Here is a 20,377-nt window from a genome sequence, read left to right on the forward strand (position 1 = left end):
GCTATGGATATTACCTTGACCAGCCTTGAAACGGCTCATACCGAGCTTCTTAGTCAAAAAATAATGGCAGAAATCGCCTCTAATGGCGGCTGGATGCCCTTTTCAAGGTACATGGAAATGGCTTTATATGAGCCAGGCATGGGTTATTACAGCGCTGGAGCCCATAAATTGGGCGCAGGCGGTGATTTCACTACAGCCCCTGAGCTCTCCCCTCTATTTGGCGCTGCGATTGTAGAAACCCTGTTGCCGATTCTGGAGGGCCTTCAAGCGCAAGGGCTTCCCTCCCAGATTCTGGAGTTTGGCGCCGGCACCGGGAAACTTGCTGAATCCATTCTCATCAGACTGCACGATCTAGGCTTTTCCTTAGATCGCTACGACATCATCGAGATCTCGGCAGACCTAGCTCAAAGACAAGAAGAACGCCTCAAGCAACTTGCAGAAAAGTTTGACCTACCTACTCAATGCAGCTGGTTAAGTTCCTTGCCTAACAACTTCAAAGGCATCATTCTGGCTAACGAGGTAATAGACGCCATTCCTTGTGAGGCCATCATTTTTCAAAATGGCTTTTGGTATCAACAAGGGGTCGCGGTAATTGATGGCAAGCTTGCTTGGTCGACAGGAAAGCCCGTTGAGCAGTCTCTGCTTCCAGAGACCCTGCTAACTGGAAACTTTTCTGAAGGCTACGTTACAGAATTGCATGCAGCTGCAAATGCTTGGATGCGCGAAGTAGCCAAGCAAATCGATACCGGACTCTTTCTCACATTTGATTACGGATTTCCGAAGAGCGAGTACTACCACCCACAACGCCTAGAAGGCACACTCATGGCGCACCATCGCCATCATGCCATTCAAGATCCATTTCACCTGCCGGGACTATGTGATTTAACAACCCACGTCGAATGGTCACAGATTGCACGCAGCGCACTCGAGGAAGAAGTGGATGATGTGTATCTAAATAACCAAGCAAGTTACCTACTAGATGCCGGCATTGGCGATATTGCGCTAGAAGTTGGCGACCCTAGCAATCCAGAAACTTTCTTACCCATCTCGAACTCGCTACAAAAACTATTATCTGAAGCGGAGATGGGCGAGCTCTTCAAAGTCTTTGCATTCTCAAAGAAAATATCTGATGTCTTGCCAGACTATGCCTTAGAAGACTTGCCTGGCCTTCGAGGCAGGAACCGACTGTAAATTGGTTAGGTAGTTAACGCTGCAGTAATTGCCGAGAGTCTTGCGGCATCGACTGCGTCCCGAATTCTCTCGCCATTCGTACGGTCATTCGCAGGAATGCCAGCAATAATTTCGGCCGTGTTGAGCGATTGAACATTTTGCATTGCTGAAATTAAAACGCTGACATTCAGGCCAATACGCTTTGCTAAATCCAATAAAGCATTTGCACGATCAGGCTTACGCCAAACGTCTGCACGATTAAACCAAGCTAATATATCTGCAGACTGATATGTGCCACTTGCCTTACCAGCCGTCTTATCAATTAGTGAATTGAGCTCACTAAATATTTCACTGAAATCACGAACTTCATTTGGCATCTTGATGCACTCTGCCCATGAGCGAATTTCACTAGCAGGCAAATGCATGAGTGTTACAGCGCAGCGATCTTCCAGACAATTGTCTGCTCCATGCAAATTTGCAATGAGCTGTTCACGAAATTCTTCTTTAGCCAAACAGGATGTCAGTGTTGACGGTAGTAATACCTTGGCTGCATCAGCATCTAGCAGAACTTGGAACATTCGCATTGGCTTACTAGCAGTGAATCCTCTAGCCAACTCCTGCCAGATTCTCTCGGCTGAGAGTGCTGATAATTCATTAGATTGAACAATAGCCAGCAAAGCATCCATTGTTTCTGGAGCAACCGTGAATTCCGGAAAACGCGCTGCAAAACGCGCAATACGTAATAAACGCAATGGATCTTCCGCAAATGCATCCGAGACATGACGAAATACTTTCGCAGCCAAATCTTGCTGCCCATTAAAGGGGTCCAGAATTGGGCCAATCCATTTGCCCTCCTCATCCACTTCTTGCGCCATAGCATTGATTGTCAAATCTCGGCGCTCTAAATCCTGCTCCAAAGTAACGCTAGGATCGGCATAAAACATAAAACCTTTGTAGCCCTTGCCTGTTTTTCTCTCTGTACGAGCTAAAGCATATTCAGCTTGAGTATCTGGGTGCAAAAAAACAGGGAAATCCTTGCCAACTGGACGATAGCCTTGGGCAATCATCTCTTCTACGCTAGAACCCACCACTACATAATCAATATCATGCACTGGTAAACCCATGAGGGTATCCCGAATGGCGCCACCAACAGCGTAGATCTTCATGGACTTATTTCATGCCTTCTAGGGTACGGCGACTTATACCAAACACCGTAGTCAAAGCGTCCACACTATGAAGAGGAAGGATATTAGGCAGCTGCATTGAAGCAATATTGTCGCGAGACATTAATGTTGGCACAGGCAAGAACTCAAATGCTAAGGCTTGCAAATATCCCACAAATGCAGGAACAGGGATAATCATGCAACTTGTATCCACCTTACGTGCGGCAAACTCCACGATCTCTTTCATGGTGTACACAGTAGGCCCCACCAAATCATAAGATTGATGAATGGTCGATGGCATTTTCAGAGACTTGGTAAATGCGCTAGCTACATCGTCCACGCTCACCGGCTGAAACTGTGCCCCAGAGTTTGCCAAAGGCATCGCCGGAAATAATTTAGTGAGCTTCGAAAATAAATTAATAAACTGGTCTTGCTCGCCAAAAATTACCGATGGCCGGAAAATAGTCCAGTCTAAATTACTGGCTTTAACCGCTTTCTCGCCATCACCCTTGCTGCGCTGATACATTGATGGGCCATTTGAATCCGCACCTAATGCGCTCATGTGCAAGTAACGTTTGAGGCCATGCAGCTGCATAGCAGTAATGATATTTTTTGGGAGCTCTACATGAGCCGCTTTAAACACTTTGCCATAAGGCTGAGCAGGCTTGTCATGTAATACGCCCACCAAATTAATGACTGCCCCACCCGGTTTAATTCGTGAGCAAAGTTCTTGCAAGGAATCAAATTCATGCACATCAGCATCTTCCAAATGCACTTTCGGCAACATACGCAATTCACGCGCGGATGCTAAGTGTCTAGTCGGCAATAGAACAGAATATCCGGCCGCCTGTAATTGAGCGGCTAGTACCCGGCCTACAAAACCGTTACCGCCAATTAGCAGAATGTCATATTTCATAAAACTCCAATGTAATTGAAATACTAAGGTAGCTCAGATGTGTTTGCCGCTTTAGGAGTAATCACACCTAAACGCTGCTTTAAAGACTGTGCCTGACCATGCATCACTGATGAATAATACGTTGCATTGGCTAAAACATTTTTTACATAGGTGCGCGTTTCATTAAATGGAATTGTTTCCGCAAAGATCGCGCCCTCAGTAGGGCTGGTGAGTTTTTCACGCCAGGACTTGGAGCGTGATGGGCCGGCGTTATAAGCTGCAGAAGCCAGAACCCAGGAACCATCCAAATCAACCAAAACCATATTTAAGTAATTGCTACCCAAAGTGAGATTGGTGTTGGTGTCAGCAAGCTTGTCATTAGTATACGAGGTCATACCAATTTTCTTAGCTACATACTTTGCCGTATTGGGCATCACCTGCATCAAGCCTGAAGCACCAACTGATGAGGAAGCGTTCATGATGAAGCGTGACTCTTGACGAATCAATCCATAAGCCCAAGCCAAGTTCAAATCAATTTGCTTGGCAATCGGGGATAGCTCATCACGGAAAGGCGTTGGGTAGCGCAAACTAAAGTCATGCTCCTGCTTAGTACGATCCGCCGTGTTTACAACACGGTCATATAAGCCGATGCGCTTAGCATACTCAGCTGCTGCGAGTAATTGCTTATCACTCATATTCCGCAACTCCCAATTCCAGTCGCGATTACCTTCAAAACGTAAATTCATGGCATAAAAGCGTTCGCCACGGATAAAGCCCTTACGTTGAGACATAGCATCAATGTCAGCCTCGCTAACTTTAGTACGCGCAGGCGCATGATTCGATTTACCCAGATCCTCCCGTGCAAGCTGCCCATAAAAGTTGTACTGGTCAGCCACGAGCTCGAGATTTTCACGAGCCTTTTCATTTTGGCCCTCTACTTTTAATGCGCGCGCATACCAATAAGTCCAGGCAGGATCTTTGCTACGCACCGCCGGATTCATACCTTCAATTGCATTCTTAACCAGCGTCCAATCCTTAGCACGCAAACCTGCACGCACCTTCCACTCCTGACTTTCGGTAGATAAGAGTTCGTTGTAGCCTAGCTCCTGTTGAAGACGATATGCATCATCTGCATTGGGATCCAATTTTTTTGCGAGGAATTGACCAATTACGCCCCAAGCTACCGCCTGATTTTCCTTGCTATAGCGAGAGGCATTTTGTGAAAAATCTTTAAACGCTTTTGCAGGGTCGGCTTTAGCAGATTTAACAATCTCAGCAATAGGATCCTCACCACCCAAGCGTCGTGACATAGTGTCAAAGCCCATCTCGCTAGCAGCGCGACCAATCGCTTTTGCTTCGCTCGGCGTCATACCTCCGGCGCCAACCAAAATAGGCACTAACTCTTGGCAAGCCTGACCAAAATAACGTGGGTCCAATAATATGGCGCGCGCATCAATTGCAACTTTTGTAGGATTCTCACCTTGAGCCAGCTTCGACTGCAAGGAATAGCATTTCACTTGAGTGTCGTCATCCAAAACAAATTTGGAATATTCAGCATCAAAGCGAGACCAATCTTTACGCTTACCCAGAACAAGCAACCAGTCATTGCGCATCCGATCGGCCAGCGCAGTACCTTGGTATTGATTTAAAAAAGCTACAACCTGAGAGTCTGCATTGCTGTCCGACCGAGCGCCGCCAGCACTATCAAATAACTGGGGTTTGATGCGGAAATAAGCTACGTAATCATCATATGGGTAATTCGTGAGGCTGGCAGCCAAGGTTTGTGCACGAGCCACATCATTTCTTTTGGCGGCCTCACGTAATTCAATAAAGGTACGATCACCTTCTGTAATTTCAAAGGCGGAGGCTCTACTTTCTTTGGCGGGAACAGCTTTCTTAGCCTTTTCTGCAGAAATGCTAGGCGCAGAAACTGCCAGAGCCAGAAATAAAATTCCGCCCACTCTTTTTTGCCAGCCACTAAAAACATCAAACCTCTTTTTCACCGTCTTGCCTTATCGATTTACTATATCTCTTAATTTTCGCCTGATAATGGTTGATATGCACGGCAATTCTCCAAAATCGCTACGGCAGGACTTACTGGCCCAAAGGAAGCAGTTTGCGGCTAGCGTAAGCTATCCCATGGCACGAGAAGCCATCCTAGCTAGTCTAGCTAGTTTTCTAGGCGCTTATGATGCTCAAATTCAATCCATTGCCCTGTATTGCCCTATACAAGATGAGCTTGACCTACGACCCACTCTATTGGCCTGGACCGAGAGTAGTGCAGGCAAAACACTGGCTCTTCCTTTTGCGCGCCCCGATAAACATTTGGATTTTTATGCCTGGCAAGAGGGCGACCTCCTTATTCCAAGTCGCCACGGTGTACCAGAACCTGATCCCAATAACCCTCGTAGACCTCAAGTCACTCCAGACTGTATTTTGATTCCCTGTGTTGGATGGTCTCAATCTCAAGAAGGCTCTAAGACCCAATATTGGCGTCTAGGCTATGGTGGCGGGTACTTTGATAGAACTCTAGCCCAGCTCAGAAAAAAAAATCCCGAGCTGATTTGCATTGGGATTGGATTTGACTGGCAAAAACTCAATGATGCCCAATGGGCAGCTCAAACTCATGATGAGCCCTTAGACATGCTTCTAACGGAATCAGGATTGCGTTGCTAGGCAATAGCCTACTTTGTTAAATCCAAGTTATCAGCAATTGCCAATACGGCATCTGCCTGATTTAGGGAGTAAAAATGTAAGCCAGGAGCGCCTGCGGTTAAAAGCTGATCGCAAAGATCCGTTACCACCTCTTCGCCAAATGCGCGAATTGAGGCAATGTCATCCCCATAAGACTGCAAACGTAAACGAATCCAACGCGGGATCTCTGCGCCACAAGCATCTGAAAAACGCAGCAGCTGAGTGCTATTGGTAATCGGCATAATTCCAGCGATCACTGGCTGAGTAACACCCAAGTCATAGGCCTCATCTACAAAGCGGAAATACGCATCACTATTGTAAAAATATTGAGTCACAGCAGAGTCAGCGCCCGCTTTCACTTTCTGAACAAAAAAATCCACATCACTTGCAGGTGACTTCGCTTGAGGGTGAGTTTCTGGGTAAGCAGCAACATCAATATGAAACCAATCGCCAGTTTCTGTGCGGATAAATTCGACCAACTCATTTGCGTGATGAAACTCACCATACTGACCCATCCCAGATGGCAAATCACCACGTAATGCCACGATACGCTTAACGCCCAAAGCCTGATATTGCTTCAGCATCTCGCGCACGCTTTCGCGTGAGCTACCAACACAAGATAAATGGGGAGCAACAGCCGCACCAGCGGCATGAATATCGCTCACTACTTTTAATGTGCCAGATTGCGTAGAGCCACCGGCACCAAAAGTCACAGAATAAAACGCGGGCTTGAGTGTTTCAGTCAAACGCTCACGCACGAGATGCAACTTACTCTCACCCTCAGGTGTTTTTGGGGGGAAGAATTCGACGCTTAATTCCATGATCTTGGGCCTGTGTATCTAATTAACAATATCGAGCGCTAACGCAGATTAATAACGATAGTGGTCAGCCTTGTATGGGCCTTCCTTCGTTACGCCAATATAGGCAGCCTGCTGATCAGACAATACTGTCAATTCTGCATTTAGAGTCTTCAGCTGCAAACGAGCAACTTTCTCATCCAAGTGCTTAGGCAAGGTATAAACACCGATCGGGTACTTATCTGTGCCAACAGCATTCCACAATTCGATTTGGGCAATCACTTGATTTGCAAATGAAGAGCTCATAACGTATGAAGGATGTCCAGTACCGCAACCAAGATTTACCAAGCGACCCTTTGCTAAGATGATGATGCGCTTCTCAGGCATACCATTACTCGCTGGGAAAATTACATGGTCTACTTGGGGCTTAATCTCTTCCCACTTGTACTTTTCAATGCCAGCAACATCAATCTCGTTATCAAAGTGGCCAATGTTACAAACGATGGCTTGATTTTTCATTTTCACCATATGGTCATGTGTAATGACATGGTAGTTACCAGTTGCTGAAACAAAAATATCCGCTTTATCAGCAGCATAGTCCATTGTTACAACACGATAGCCTTCCATTGCAGCCTGCAAGGCGCAGATTGGATCTACCTCTGTTACCCAAACCTGAGCAGATAAAGCGCGAAGAGCTTGTGCAGAGCCCTTACCCACATCACCGTAACCACAAACTACGGCAACCTTACCTGCAACCATCACATCGGTAGCACGCTTAATCGCATCAACCAAAGATTCACGGCAACCGTAGAGGTTGTCAAACTTGCTCTTAGTAACAGAGTCATTCACGTTAATTGCTGGGAACTTTAATTCACCTTTGGCAAACATCTGATACAGACGATGTACACCAGTAGTGGTTTCTTCAGTAACACCTTTAACTTTTTCCAAGCGTGTGGAATACCAAGTTGGATCTTGCGCCAATTTCTTTTTGATGGCTGCAAATAGGATTGTTTCTTCTTCGCTGGTTGGATGATTTAAGCAAGCCTGATCTTTCTCAGCGCGCGCTCCAAGGTGTAACAATAAAGTGGCATCGCCACCGTCGTCCAAAATCATATTAGTGAAGCCACCATCAGCCCATTCGAAAATACGATGGGTGAAATCCCAGTATTGCTCAAGAGTTTCGCCTTTGATGGCAAATACAGGCGTGCCGTTTGCAGCAATCGCGGCGGCTGCATGATCTTGGGTTGAGAAAATATTGCATGATGCCCACTGCACTTCAGCGCCAAGCGCCTCAAGCGTCTCGATCAACACCGCAGTTTGAATGGTCATGTGCAATGAACCAGTAATACGTGCGCCACGCAATGGTTGCTGTGAAGCAAACTCATCTCGAATTGCGATCAAGCCAGGCATTTCGGTTTCAGCAATGGCGATTTCTTTGCGGCCAAAATCAGCCAAAGAAATGTCCGCAATTGCGCAACGAGTTGCCACAAAATCTTTTAAATTGAAATCAGAAACGGTATTCATGAATGCTCCAGCTAAATACGATCCAATGCTGGAGTGGAAACTCGCTAGCCATTGAATCATGGGTTAGCGAGCGCAGTTGCAATTAGCAAACTCCGTTTAGGAGTCCACTCCCTTCAAGCCTGGGGAAACGCTGGTTCTCAGCATTCCTTGCAACGCTCCTTGAAGGTATGGCGAAATTGTAATCAATTTCGCCATATTTCGCTTCAATACATCAACATACTGCGAATTTGCTGCCTAGAAGGCAGATTACAGACCAGCTGCCGCACGCAATGCAGGAGCTTTATCGCACTGCTCCCAAGTAAATTCTGGTTCTTCACGACCAAAATGGCCATAAGCTGCAGTCTTACGATAAATCGGGCGTAAGAGGTTCAACATCTTCACAATACCCTTTGGACGCAAGTCAAAGTGCTCAGAGATCAATTGCGCAATCTTTTCATCAGAGACTTTGCCAGTACCAAAGGTGCTCACCATCACTGAAGTTGGCTTAGCAACACCAATTGCATAAGAGATTTGAATTAAGCACTTACTTGCCAGACCAGCAGCAACTACGTTCTTGGCAACATAACGACCAGCGTAAGCTGCAGAACGGTCAACCTTTGATGGGTCTTTCCCAGAAAATGCACCGCCACCATGAGGGGCTGCACCGCCATAGGTGTCTACGATAATCTTACGGCCAGTTAGACCGCAATCACCTTGTGGACCACCGATAACAAATCGACCTGTTGGGTTTACCAAAAAGTTAATAGCGCCTTTGATCAAATGCTTAGGCAATACTGGCTTAATGATTTCTTCAATCACTGCTTCGCGTAATTTCTCGAGCGAGATATCCTCATCGTGCTGAGTGGACAACACAACAGTGTCGATAGAGTCGGGCTTGCCATCTACATAACGTAACGTTACTTGAGATTTTGCATCAGGGCGCAACCAATCCAAACGGCCATCACGACGTAATTGAGATTGACGCTCTACTAAGCGGTGTGACAAATGGATTGGCAAAGGCATTAGCTCCGCAGTTTCATCGCAAGCATATCCAAACATGAGGCCCTGGTCGCCAGCACCTTGATCTAAGCCGTCATCGTGCGCCTTATCAACACCCTGAGCGATATCGGGGCTTTGCTTGTCATAAGCAACCAAAACAGCGCAGCCCTTGTAGTCAATACCATACGCTGTGTTGTCATAGCCGATTTCGCGCAAAGTATTACGGGCTACTTGGATGTAATCCACATTGGCGTTAGTGGTGATCTCACCCGCAAGCACAACCAAGCCGGTATTACATAAAGTTTCCGCAGCAACGCGCGCTGTTGGATCCTGAGCCAAAATGGCATCCAAGATCGAATCAGAGATTTGGTCCGCTACTTTATCGGGGTGGCCTTCAGAGACAGACTCTGAGGTAAAGAAGTAATCATTTGCCATTGCATATTCCTTTAAAAATTAACACGATCTAGAGGACAACTCCACGTGCCAGGAACCACAACGGCGACGCTTTAGCAGAATTTTTGAATCGCCCTGCAAGTTGTCTTAACTCAGCGATGTGAAGATTCTATCTGAAAAATGCCCTATTTATCAACAAGAACAGGAAATTTGGCCCTGAGGCCCGCATTGAATATCATTGGAGGGTGCGCAAACTACTTCTCAAGCTCGTTCTCAATTTTATTGCCCTGCTACCACTATCTCTAGTGCAGATTATTGGGGGCGCCTTGGGAATTTTGGCTTATGTGGCCTCTAAACACTATCGCTCACTTTTTCGCTCGCAATATGAGGCTGTAGTTAAGAGTCACCACCTACCGCTCCAGATCTGGAGGGCTGCGGCAGCCTCTGGTCAACTATTCTCCGATAGTCTATGGATTTGGCGCAACCCGCAAAAGGCCTTAGAGCTTGTTGAAGTACAAAATTGGAATGTAGTCGAGGCAGCAATTAGCGAAGGTCACGGACTAGTTATGCTAACGCCCCACTTGGGTGGCTTTGAAATCATCCCTAGAGTGCTAGCCCAACACTTTCCAGCAACGATCCTTTATCGACCCTCACGGCAAGCATGGCTCAACGAGGTAGTTGAAGAGGGTCGCGCTTACCCCAATATGCATTTCGTACCCACCAACCTCAATGGGGTTCGTCAAATGACACGCGCACTGACTCGTGGCGAGGCTATTGGCATTCTTCCAGACCAAGTGCCTAGTGGAGGCGAGGGTGTATGGGTCCCTTTCTTTGGGCGTCCCGCTTACACAACTCCGCTACCCGCACGTCTCGCCAATCGCAACAACACTCCAGTAATCATGTTTACGGCTAAACGCAAAGCGCTTGGTAAGGGCTGGCTAATGCAAGCTGAGAGATTACAACCACTTCCTGAAGACTCTAATTTAGCCGCCGGTAAATTAAATGTCGCTATTGAAAAAGCGATATTGGGTGCGCCAAATCAATTTATTTGGGCCTATAACCGCTACAAGCATCCCAGCGGTGCGGAATTGCCACCAAGCAATTAGTTAATAAATTTATAATTTATTGAAGATGACTTGGTTACAAAATCTATTTAATTTTCTTGCGCTAAATCTCTTGCGCTTGTTTGCTTTTTTACCGTACCCAATCACTATTCATGTTGGCTATGGTCTAGGCTGGCTTGCTGCTCACATACCCAATGAGCGCGCAAAGGTTGTCAAAACCAATCTTCGTCTCTGCTTTCCCAACCTCAGCGAAGAGCAGATTGAGGCGCTTGCTTTAGAGCACTGGAAATTATTTGGGCGAAGCGTGATTGAGAGAAGTAGAATCTGGCTTGGTAGTGGAAAACAGATTACTGACATCGTTACGATTAACTCCGCAATTACGCTTGGTGATCGCAAGCCGCGACTCTTAATCAACCCTCACTTCGTAGGTCTTGAGGGTGGCTTCATGGCTCTTTCTGTTTTGGCTAGTCAGCATGATTGGCCACGCGGTGCTGGCCTCTACCAAAATATGAAGAATCCATTCTTTAATCAAAAGATGATTGAATGGAGAAATCGTTTCGGTGGTAAATCGATTGAGCGTCAAAGTCGCTTACGTGATTTGATTCGCGAAATTCAAACGGGTAACTTTATTTTTATTGCGCCTGATATTGATCTTGGTCCACGCGACTCTGTTTTTGTTCCCTTCTTTGGAATCCAAACCAATACGATCACTTCGGTCTCACGCTTAGCCAGACTCAGTGGTGCAGAAGTTTGCCTCATGACTACCACCTTGAATCCCGATCGTAAAGCTTATACCTGCAACATTAGCGCACCACTTCCCAACTTTCCAACGGATGATGTGCAAGCTGATACCGCACGCTTAAACAAATACATCGAAGACCTTGTTAGAGAAAGGCCAGCAGAGTACTATTGGGTTCATAAGCGCTTCAAGCATAGGCCGCCTGGCGAGCCCAATCTTTACAACTAATTGGAATTCTTTTGAGCACAAATTTAACCAAGACAGCAAGAAAGCTACGCTTCACCAAAATGCATGGTGCTGGCAATGATTTCATTGTGCTCAATGGCATTGACCAAGACTTAAGCGACATCACTCGCGAGCAATGGCAAAAACTAGCTCATCGTCAATTTGGCATTGGGGCTGACCAAATCTTATTGGTCGAAAAATCGACTCGGCCCGATGCGGATTTTCGTTATCGCATTTTTAATTCAGACGGTGGTGAAGTTGAACAATGTGGCAATGGTTCGCGCTGCTTTGTACGCTTTGTACTAGACCAAGGTCTATCAAACAAAAATCCGTTACGTGTTGAAGTGGCACACACCATCCTCACACTCAAATCTCATGAAGACGGACAAGTCGAAGTAGATATGGGCGCGCCAATTTTTGAGCCTAGCAAGATTCCATTTGATGCGAGCGGATTAGCAAGCAAACAAGAATTTCATGAAATGCTTTATGCGCTACCGCTTAATGCGCCAGCCACTCATGATAGTTGGGTCGCTGCAATTTCAATGGGTAACCCACATGCTGTTCAAGTGATTGAAGATATAGAAAGCGCACCAGTCACAGAGGAAGGTGCTGCGATCGAACGGCATGCCGCATTTCCAAAGAAAGTGAATGCGGGTTACATGCAAATCCTTAGTCGTAATGAAATAAAACTGCGTGTATATGAGCGTGGCGCAGGTGAAACTCTTGCCTGTGGAACGGGCGCATGTGCTGCCGTGGTCTCAGGAATTCGTCGCGGACTACTAGACTCGCCAGTCAAAGTGCATACACGTGGAGGCGACCTACAAATTTCCTGGGGCGGCATCTCCAATGACGTGCCGACGCCAGTCATCATGACCGGCCCAGCGATTACAGTCTTTAAAGGTGAAGTTAGCATCTAGAGAGCGCTCCGCTCTCTTCTGCTCGGCGGGTCCCTTAAGATCAAATACCGTACTTTTTGCGGTAGGCGCTTACTGCTGGTAGGTAGTTCGTCAGCTGGACATCGCTAGATACCGTTAAAAAATTCATTAAGTCAGCCAAGTTGGCTATAGCTATCACTGGTAATCCGAATTCTTGCTCAACCGCCTGAACTGCAGACTTATCTCCAATCTCCGTTGCAGTGCCAGACTTCTCCATGCGGTCCAATGCAATTAAGACTGCGGCTGGCTCTGCCCCTGCCGCGCGAATTAATGACACAGACTCCCTTACTGAAGTTCCGGCAGAAATCACATCATCAATAATGATGACTTTGCCTTTCACGGGGGCGCCCACTAAAGAGCCACCCTCGCCATGATCTTTAACTTCTTTACGGTTATAAGCGTAAGGCACATTACGGCCCGCATCCGCCAATGCAATGGCAGTGGCGGCCGCCAAAGTGATGCCTTTATAGGCCGGGCCATAAAGCATGTCGTACTCAATGCCAGATTCCTGCAAGGCTTTAGCGTAATAGCGACCTAGAGCGCTTAAACGAGCGCCATCATTAAATCCGCCTGCATTAAAAAAATAAGGGGAAAGACGACCCGCTTTAGTTTTAAACTCCCCAAACGACAAAACATTTGCCTCCAAGGCAAAACGAATAAAGTTTTCTTGATTAGAATTTTTTGAGCTCATAGGCCTATATGTTACGCATCATTTCTGCCAATCTCAACGGCATTCGTTCCGCAGTCAAAAAAGGCTTTATGCCTTGGGTCATCAAACAGAAGGCGGACTTCGTTTGCATGCAAGAACTCAAAGCGCAACAAGACGACCTAGAAGATGCCATTCTGAACCCCGATGGACTCCATGGCTTCTTTCATCATGCCGAGAAAAAAGGCTACAGCGGTTGTGGAATTTACACCCCACATAAGCCAGATGAAGTACTTTATGGCTATGGAAACGAGGAATTCGATGCTGAAGGTCGCTATGTAGAAGCAAGATTCAAGAGACTTTCAGTGATTTCTGTATATATGCCTTCGGGATCTAGCTCCCCAGAAAGACAAGAGGCTAAATATCGCTATCTAGATTCTTTTTTGCCTCATCTGATAGAACTAAAAAAATCGGGGCGCGAGATTGTGTTGTGTGGTGATGTCAACATTGCCCACCATGAAATTGACCTAAAGAACTGGAAAGGCAATCTCAAAAATTCAGGATTCTTGCCAGAGGAGCGTGCATGGCTCACTAATCTGTTTGATAAAGTCGGGTATGTAGATGTGTATCGAAAATTAGAGCCCGAGGCTAGCGATGCTTGCTACACCTGGTGGAGTAATCGTGGTCAAGCATATGCAAAGAATGTAGGTTGGCGTATTGATTACCACATCACCACACCAGGAATTGCTGCCAGCGCTAAACACGCTAATGTCTATAAGACTGAACGCTTCTCAGATCATGCACCCTTAACAGTTGATTATGACTGGTCTATTTAGCCAATTGCGAATCGTGTTTTTTGAATTCAATCACCTTAAGATGAATGCTGAGCCAAATCAGGATTAAAACAGGCGCGCCAATAATTGCGGTGGATACAAAGAATGCTTCATAACCAAAGGTATTCACAAATACTCCAGAAAATCCCGCTAGCCATTTTGGCATTAGCAACATCATGGAGCTAAATAAAGCGTACTGGGTTGCTGAGTATTGAATATTGGTCAATGAAGATAAGAAAGCAATAAATGCGGCGCTAGCTATGCCTGAGCTCAAATTATCAGCAGAGATTACCCAGACTAAGCCATGCAAGTCATGGCCTCGGGTCGCTAACCAGGCAAATAATAGATTGCTTACCGCCGACAATATCGCACCCAAAAACAGAATACGCATTACTCCAAATCGGAGCGTCAGTACGCCCCCAACAAAAGCGCCTACCAGAGTCATCACCACACCAAATACCTTGCTTACTGCCGCAACTTCATCTTTGGTGTAACCCATGTCTACATAAAAAGGGTTGGCCATAATGCCCATCACTACATCGCTTATCCGATAGATTGCGATCAAAGACAAAATTAAAATAGCATGCCAACCATAGCGTTTAATGAAATCGGCAAATGGCTCAATCAAAGTTTGATGTAGCCATGCTCTAGCGTTTCGTGCTTTGGCCAGCTCAACACGTATAGGTTCTTTACTAAATAAAGTAGTCACCACACCTACACCAATAGAAAGCGCCATGCATAAATATGCAAACTGCCAAGCGCTTGCATCATAAGAGCCCGCACCTACTTCAACTCGAGCGGCAAGCCAGAGCACGCCAGCGCCCGACCAAATCAAAGCAAGCCGGTAACCCGTTTGATATGTTGCAGCCAAGGCGGCCTGATGATCGCTATCAGCCGATTCAATGCGGAACGCATCGAGAGCAATATCTTGTGTGGCAGAACCAAAAGCCACCAATAGTGCGCACCAGACAATTGGAGTGAGCTGCACCTGAGGATCAATGCTAGCCATCCCAAGAAGCCCCAGAATGATAATGAGCTGCGAAAGCAATAACCAACTGCGCCGTCTACCAAAGAACTGGGTCAGCAGAGGAATGGGTAGACGATCAACCAATGGTGCCCACATCCACTTCACTGCATAAATCAAACCAACCCAAGTGAGATAACCAATCGTGCTGCGATCAATGCCCGCCTCCCTCAGCCAAAAGCTCAGCGTACCCAAGATGAGAAGAAGGGGAAGGCCCGCGGAAAAACCTAAAAATAGCATCCGCAAACAAGGCCATTCGAGATATACCCGAAAATCTTTTAGCCAGGACTGAAGAGCGCTAAGCACGACGTACGCGGAATAACGCTAAACTTCCAAAAAGATTGGGCATTAAGGTAACCCGCCGCCCCTCATGCAAAATGCATTGATCCAAAATCTTTAGCCCCAAGCTTGAGGCTAGTTTTTCAAAATCAGCCACAGTTAGGACGCGGACATTCGGCGTGTTGTACCACTGATATGGCAAACTTTTTGACACTGGCATATGACCAAGCCCTACGGCAAGTCGATGAGACCAATGCCCAAAATTTGGAAAAGACACGATTGATTCTTTTCCAACACGAACTACTTCGCGCAAAATCTTTTCAGTTTCATGAATAGTTTGCAAAGTCTGAGACAAGACCACCGTATCAAAACTATTGTTTTCAAAAAGCGCCAATCCGCCTTCCAAATTCTGCTGAATTACATTCAGGCCTTTTTGAACACAAGAAAGTACACGGGCATCATCAATCTCAACACCGTATGCATGTACTGGCTTTTGTTTTTGCAAATACTCCAAGAAGCTACCATCACCACAGCCAAGGTCAAGCACCTCGCTATTAGGCGCAATCCAGCTGGCAATTGCTGCAAAATCTGCGCGCTTCATGATTTAGCCTCTAGTATTTGTTCGAAATATGCCCGGATCAAATTGTGATAGCGCGGATCATCTAATAAGAAGGCATCGTGACCATGTGGCGCATCGATTTCTGCGTAACTCACCTCGCTCTTATTGCTTAGCAAAGATTCGACGATTTCACGGCTACGGTTTGGCGGAAAGCGCCAATCAGTCGAAAAACTCACCACCAAAAACTTGGACTGCACTTCAGCCAATGCGCGATTAAGACTGCCACCATAGCGACGCGAGGGATCGAAATAATCTAGCGCCCTAGTAATCAGCAAATAAGTATTGGCATCAAAATACGTGGAGAACTTATCCCCTTGGTGACGTAGGTAACTCTCAACCTCAAATTCCACATCAAAACTAAATCGGTAATCTTGTGGCTCACCATTGGGGCGCTGTAACTCTCGCCCGAATTTCTCCGCCATGTCATCGTCAGATAAATATGTAATATGGCCAACCATACGCGCCAATCTCAGTCCACGTTTTGGGACTACTCCATGTTCATAGTAGTTCCCACCATGAAAATCAGGATCAGACAAAATTGCATTACGAGCGACTTCATTAAAGGCAATATTCTGGGCGCTTAATTTTGGCGTGGATGCAATTACCAAGCAATGCTCTACGCGCTTTGGAAACTGAATTGACCAGGCAAGCGCCTGCATGCCTCCCAAGCTACCGCCCATCACTGCAGCGAAGCGGCGAATCCCTAACTTATCGGCCAAGCGCGCCTGCGTGTTCACCCAATCTTCAACAGTAACCACCGGAAAGTCTGCCCCATAAGGCTTGTTAGTAGCAGGATTAACGCTCATTGGCCCAGTAGACCCAAAACAGGAGCCTAAATTATTAACACCAATGACAAAGAAGTGATCGGTATCCACGGGCTTACCGGGGCCAATCATGTTGTCCCACCATCCAATGTCCTTTGGATCATCGGGGCTTGGTCCCGCCACATGATGTGATGCATTTAATGCATGACAAACTAAAACGGCATTGCTCTTGTCAGCATTAAGCTTGCCATACGTTTCAATCACTAAATCATAGCCGGATAATATGGCGCCACTTTGCAAAGGCAAGGGCTCGGCAAAGTGGATGGTATTTCTAGAGAGGTGTAGCTCGCTCATTCGGACAGAAGAATGCGAAGGCTAATATCAGAGGCATCGGTTGGAAGCTTCTTAAAGCCGCTGCGCGCAAATCGATGCCAGCGGCCCAAAACACAACTCATCAACATCGCGGCTCGCACGCTAACCTCATCCTGACTAACGCTTGCCCAAGTACCGCCTTGAGTTTGAGCAATACGCAAAGCCTGCTTTAGGGAAGCCTCGACACGATCAAGCACCTGAGTAATACGCTCTTGCAGACGATCATCTTCCTGAAGCAAAGCATCGCCCAATAGGACACGAGTCATTCCAGGATTTTTTTCCGCAAAAAACAATAGCATCTGCAAAATACCGCGCGCCTGCGCAAGTCCAGACTCTTCTTTTTGATTGATCTGATTGATTAAACCAAACACGGTTTGCTCAATGAAAGAAATGAGGCCTTCAAACATTTGCGCTTTGCTGGCGAAATGACGATAAAGTGCCGCTTCTGATACCTGAATTTTTGCAGCTAATGCCGCTGTGGTAACGCGTTCACCCTTGGGGTTTTGCAACATTTCTGCCAGTACTTGGAGAATCTGCAGGCGACGCTCACCTGGGCGTGGGCGCTTACGCGCCTTGGTTGCATCCGCAACACTAGTTTCAACTTCGGATGTGGGCTCTAAGGAATCGCGCATGTATTTGCCTCTTGTTCACTCTTAACGCGAACGAATCATTGTTCCAAAAGCTTGCTCAGTCAGAATCTCCAACAACAGTGAGTGCTCAATACGTCCATCAATAATATGAACTGAGTTCACACCGCTCTTTGCCGCATCTAGAGCTGAAGAAATCTTCGGCAACATACCGCCCGAAATGGTGCCGTCAGCAAACAAGCCATCAATCTCGCGTGCCGTGAGATCAGTTAAGAGGGTGCCATTTTTATCCATGACACCAGGAATATTGGTCATCATGACTAGTTTCTCAGCATGCAAAATTTCTGCCATCTTGCCAGCAACTAAGTCTGCATTAATGTTGTATGCCTGACCTTCCTCGCTAAATCCAATAGGAGAGATCACGGGAATAAATGCATCATCCTGCAAGGCTTTTACAACCGCTGGATTGATCGCCTCGATTTCACCAACAAAGCCCAGGTCGATTGTGCTACCAATCTTTTTCTCGTCAGCCACTAACATTTTCTTAGCACGAATCAAGCCGCCATCCTTACCAGTCAAGCCAACAGCCTGACCACCAAAGTGGTTAATCAACATCACGATATCTTGCTGCACTTCACCACCGAGAACCCACTCCACCACTTCCATGGTCTCTTCATCGGTTACGCGCATACCTTGAATAAAGGTACCGGTCTTACCAATCTTTTTAAGGGCCTCATCAATTTGTGGGCCACCGCCATGAACGACCACAGGATTCATGCCCACTAACTTCAGCAAAATAACGTCGCGCGCAAAGCTTTCTTTAAGGCGCTCCTCAACCATTGCATTTCCACCGTACTTAATGACAATGGTTTTGCCGTGATAAGCGCGGATGTAAGGCAAAGCCTCAGCCAAAATCTCCGCCTTCAATATCGGAGGGATTTCGCTAATAGATGGAGATTGCTTAGTCATTGCTACTTGTAATTAGGTTCTAGTAAATTAATCGCCAAACAATTTTTGACGTAGCTCGCGACGCTCTTGCGCCTCGAGAGAAAGATTGGCGGTAGGACGAGCAATTAAACGGTTTAATCCAATTGGCTCACCAGTTTCCTCGCACCATCCGTAATCACCGGACTCAATACGCGCTAAAGCCTGCTCAACTTTCTTCAACAACTTGCGCTCACGATCGCGAGTGCGCAACTCAAGAGCATGCTCTTCTTCAATGGTTGCGCGATCCGCTGGATCAGGAACCAAAATGTTTTCACGCAAATGCTCCGTAGTTTCAGAAGCATTTTTCAGAATGTCGTCTTTTAAGGTCAATAGCTTCTGGCGGAAAAAATCTAGCTGAGCAGCATTCATATAGTCCTTTTCGGACATCTTGAGCAATTCAGCCTCTGTTAAAGGGGCACCCTTGGCAGCTTTTGCACTTGCAGCCTTACTAGGCGCTTTTGCTGTAGCCGAAGATTTCGTTGGTGTTTTTACAGTCATTTCATTCTTTCCATGGATCTAAACCATTATTGCTTCATTCTGCCAAAGTTTTACGGCCCTTTTGTCAATATTTACCAATATTGACCGTGGCGCCGGATTGTACTTGATATTTTCTAGGCCAAACAGCCCTCAAGCCCAGCCAGCAAGGTGTCCTTAGGCAAATCTATGCCAATAAAGACCATACGGGTTTGCTTAGGCTCAGCACCCCATAAACCTGCCAAATCGCTTCCCATCATCTGATGCACGCCCTGAAACACGACTTTCCGGTTGCTGCCCTTCACATACAGCACTCCTTTATACCGCAACATCTTCTCCCCAAAGACCTCCAAAATGCCCCCCAGGAAGTCTTCCAATTTTTTATGATCAAAGGGTTTATCACTACGAAAAACAAAGGATTGAATGCGGTCTGTATGTCCAGCATGGCCATGATGGTCGTGACTATGATCGTGGCCACAGGCACTGTGATCATGGTGGTCATGACTATGATCATGACCACAATTGGCGTGGTCGTGATCTTCTTGCTCTAAAAAATGAGGGTCAATATCCAGCTTTGCATTCAAATTAAAGCCTTTGAGGTCCAAAACGGCATCCAAGGGCACCACCCCCTTAGAGATTCCCTGAATAGGTGCTCGGGGATTCATGTGCATTAGGCGGGCGCGCAATGCATCTACCTCAGCCTGCGTTACCAAATCTGTCTTAGTAATAAAAATTTGATCTGCAAAACCTACTTGGCGTTGCGCCTCCTCATGCTCGGTGAGCTGTTGTTGCCCATGTTTAGCATCGACTAGCGTTACCACCGCATCCAACACATAGTGGTCTGCAACATCATCATCCATAAAGAAGGTCTGTGCTACAGGGCCAGGATTAGCCACCCCAGTAGTCTCTATGACTACTCGATCAAAGCTGATTTTTTTATCTTTGCGCTGTTCCCACAGCTCATTAAGCGCCTCAACCAAGTCGCCACGAATCGTGCAACAAATACAACCATTGCTCATCTGGACAATATTTTCTTGATTGTCCTGAACCAAAATATCGTTATCAATGTTTTCTTCGCCGAACTCATTCTCAATCACGGCAATTTTCTTGCCATGCTGCTCAGTCAAAATATGTTTAAGCAGGGTCGTTTTACCGCTACCTAGAAAGCCTGTAAGAATTGTTACTGGAATTAACGCCATAATCGATCCATTCAAA

The 20,377-nt window shown here is 46.5% G+C and carries 20 protein-coding genes and 1 riboswitch; of the genes, 6 read left to right on the plus strand and 14 right to left on the minus strand.

Annotation, left to right across the window (positions count from 1 at the left end):
* Nucleotides 1-3 precede the first annotated feature (3 nt).
* Complete coding sequence (locus AOB49_RS00565; protein ID WP_062306653.1) at nucleotides 4-1,191, plus strand: class I SAM-dependent methyltransferase; 1,188 nt, start codon at nucleotides 4-6, stop codon at nucleotides 1,189-1,191.
* A 5-nt stretch (nucleotides 1,192-1,196) separates the two neighbouring features.
* Here AOB49_RS00565 and AOB49_RS00570 read toward each other — a convergent pair whose 3' ends face one another.
* The 3 genes from AOB49_RS00570 to AOB49_RS00580 are packed head-to-tail and all read right to left on the minus strand — an operon-like array spanning nucleotide 1,197 to nucleotide 5,231.
* On the minus strand, nucleotides 1,197-2,336 hold the full coding sequence (locus AOB49_RS00570) for a polynucleotide adenylyltransferase (protein ID WP_062306656.1): 1,140 nt from the start codon (nucleotides 2,334-2,336) through the stop codon (nucleotides 1,197-1,199).
* 4 nt (nucleotides 2,337-2,340) lie between these two features.
* Nucleotides 2,341-3,249, minus strand: coding sequence for a complex I NDUFA9 subunit family protein (locus AOB49_RS00575; protein ID WP_062306658.1), 909 nt, complete (start codon nucleotides 3,247-3,249; stop codon nucleotides 2,341-2,343).
* A 23-nt stretch (nucleotides 3,250-3,272) separates the two neighbouring features.
* On the minus strand, nucleotides 3,273-5,231 hold the full coding sequence (locus AOB49_RS00580) for a lytic transglycosylase domain-containing protein (protein WP_062306661.1): 1,959 nt from the start codon (nucleotides 5,229-5,231) through the stop codon (nucleotides 3,273-3,275).
* A gap of 55 nt (nucleotides 5,232-5,286) precedes the next feature.
* Between AOB49_RS00580 and AOB49_RS00585 the strand changes: the two genes are divergently transcribed.
* Nucleotides 5,287-5,904, plus strand: a complete 618-nt coding sequence (locus AOB49_RS00585) for a 5-formyltetrahydrofolate cyclo-ligase (protein ID WP_245640578.1) — start codon at nucleotides 5,287-5,289, stop codon at nucleotides 5,902-5,904.
* A gap of 8 nt (nucleotides 5,905-5,912) precedes the next feature.
* Here AOB49_RS00585 and metF read toward each other — a convergent pair whose 3' ends face one another.
* From metF to metK, 3 genes are all read right to left on the minus strand, one after another.
* The gene (gene metF, locus AOB49_RS00590) at nucleotides 5,913-6,743 is read right to left on the minus strand and encodes a methylenetetrahydrofolate reductase [NAD(P)H] (RefSeq protein WP_062306666.1); all 831 of its coding nucleotides are present in this window, start codon (nucleotides 6,741-6,743) and stop codon (nucleotides 5,913-5,915) included.
* A gap of 48 nt (nucleotides 6,744-6,791) precedes the next feature.
* Nucleotides 6,792-8,243 carry an adenosylhomocysteinase gene (ahcY, locus tag AOB49_RS00595; RefSeq protein ID WP_062306668.1) on the minus strand — a complete coding sequence of 484 codons (1,452 nt, stop codon included), beginning with the start codon at nucleotides 8,241-8,243 and terminating at the stop codon, nucleotides 6,792-6,794.
* A 61-nt stretch (nucleotides 8,244-8,304) separates the two neighbouring features.
* A riboswitch (S-adenosyl-L-homocysteine riboswitch) is annotated at nucleotides 8,305-8,410 on the minus strand.
* A 79-nt stretch (nucleotides 8,411-8,489) separates the two neighbouring features.
* Entirely contained in the window at nucleotides 8,490-9,656 is a 1,167-nt protein-coding gene (gene metK, locus AOB49_RS00600; RefSeq protein WP_062306671.1) for a methionine adenosyltransferase, read from the minus strand.
* 203 nt (nucleotides 9,657-9,859) lie between these two features.
* Between metK and AOB49_RS00605 the strand changes: the two genes are divergently transcribed.
* Genes AOB49_RS00605 through dapF form a run of 3 tightly spaced genes read left to right on the plus strand, consistent with a single transcriptional unit; the run spans nucleotide 9,860 to nucleotide 12,559 of the window.
* A complete protein-coding gene (locus AOB49_RS00605; protein ID WP_062306673.1) occupies nucleotides 9,860-10,720 on the plus strand; it encodes a lysophospholipid acyltransferase family protein in 861 nt (286 codons plus the stop codon).
* A 25-nt stretch (nucleotides 10,721-10,745) separates the two neighbouring features.
* Complete coding sequence (locus AOB49_RS00610; protein ID WP_062306677.1) at nucleotides 10,746-11,645, plus strand: LpxL/LpxP family acyltransferase; 900 nt, start codon at nucleotides 10,746-10,748, stop codon at nucleotides 11,643-11,645.
* Nucleotides 11,646-11,704: 59 nt separating this feature from the next.
* Entirely contained in the window at nucleotides 11,705-12,559 is an 855-nt protein-coding gene (gene dapF / locus AOB49_RS00615) for a diaminopimelate epimerase (RefSeq protein ID WP_062307313.1), read from the plus strand.
* Between the two features lie 40 nt (nucleotides 12,560-12,599).
* Here dapF and pyrE read toward each other — a convergent pair whose 3' ends face one another.
* Nucleotides 12,600-13,268, minus strand: a complete 669-nt coding sequence (pyrE, locus tag AOB49_RS00620) for an orotate phosphoribosyltransferase (protein WP_062306680.1) — start codon at nucleotides 13,266-13,268, stop codon at nucleotides 12,600-12,602.
* Between the two features lie 8 nt (nucleotides 13,269-13,276).
* Here pyrE and AOB49_RS00625 point away from each other — a divergent pair, with 8 nt between their 5' ends.
* Nucleotides 13,277-14,059: an exodeoxyribonuclease III gene (locus AOB49_RS00625; RefSeq protein ID WP_062306681.1), complete on the plus strand. Its 783-nt coding sequence runs from the start codon at nucleotides 13,277-13,279 to the stop codon at nucleotides 14,057-14,059.
* Here the strand turns inward: AOB49_RS00625 and AOB49_RS00630 are convergent.
* From AOB49_RS00630 to AOB49_RS00660, 7 genes are all read right to left on the minus strand, one after another.
* Nucleotides 14,052-15,386: an AmpG family muropeptide MFS transporter gene (locus AOB49_RS00630; RefSeq protein WP_245640579.1), complete on the minus strand. Its 1,335-nt coding sequence runs from the start codon at nucleotides 15,384-15,386 to the stop codon at nucleotides 14,052-14,054. The genes AOB49_RS00625 and AOB49_RS00630 overlap by 8 nt on opposite strands.
* Nucleotides 15,379-15,960 carry a methionine biosynthesis protein MetW gene (metW, locus tag AOB49_RS00635; protein WP_062306685.1) on the minus strand — a complete coding sequence of 194 codons (582 nt, stop codon included), beginning with the start codon at nucleotides 15,958-15,960 and terminating at the stop codon, nucleotides 15,379-15,381. Before metW ends, AOB49_RS00630 begins: the two co-directional genes overlap by 8 nt.
* A complete protein-coding gene (gene metX / locus AOB49_RS00640) occupies nucleotides 15,957-17,096 on the minus strand; it encodes a homoserine O-succinyltransferase MetX (RefSeq protein WP_062306686.1) in 1,140 nt (379 codons plus the stop codon). Before metX ends, metW begins: the two co-directional genes overlap by 4 nt.
* Nucleotides 17,093-17,746 carry a nucleoid occlusion factor SlmA gene (gene slmA, locus AOB49_RS00645; protein WP_062306689.1) on the minus strand — a complete coding sequence of 218 codons (654 nt, stop codon included), beginning with the start codon at nucleotides 17,744-17,746 and terminating at the stop codon, nucleotides 17,093-17,095. Before slmA ends, metX begins: the two co-directional genes overlap by 4 nt.
* Nucleotides 17,747-17,767: 21 nt before the next feature.
* Nucleotides 17,768-18,670 (minus strand): acetylglutamate kinase, encoded by a 903-nt coding sequence (gene argB / locus AOB49_RS00650; protein WP_062306692.1) that lies wholly within the window; start codon nucleotides 18,668-18,670, stop codon nucleotides 17,768-17,770.
* 27 nt (nucleotides 18,671-18,697) lie between these two features.
* Nucleotides 18,698-19,075, minus strand: coding sequence for an RNA polymerase-binding protein DksA (gene dksA / locus AOB49_RS00655; protein ID WP_062307316.1), 378 nt, complete (start codon nucleotides 19,073-19,075; stop codon nucleotides 18,698-18,700).
* A gap of 224 nt (nucleotides 19,076-19,299) precedes the next feature.
* Nucleotides 19,300-20,364 carry a CobW family GTP-binding protein gene (locus AOB49_RS00660; RefSeq protein WP_172793382.1) on the minus strand — a complete coding sequence of 355 codons (1,065 nt, stop codon included), beginning with the start codon at nucleotides 20,362-20,364 and terminating at the stop codon, nucleotides 19,300-19,302.
* Nucleotides 20,365-20,377: the final 13 nt, after the last annotated feature.

This window comes from Polynucleobacter sinensis, assembly GCF_001595985.1.
Taxonomy (GTDB): domain Bacteria; phylum Pseudomonadota; class Gammaproteobacteria; order Burkholderiales; family Burkholderiaceae; genus Polynucleobacter; species Polynucleobacter sinensis.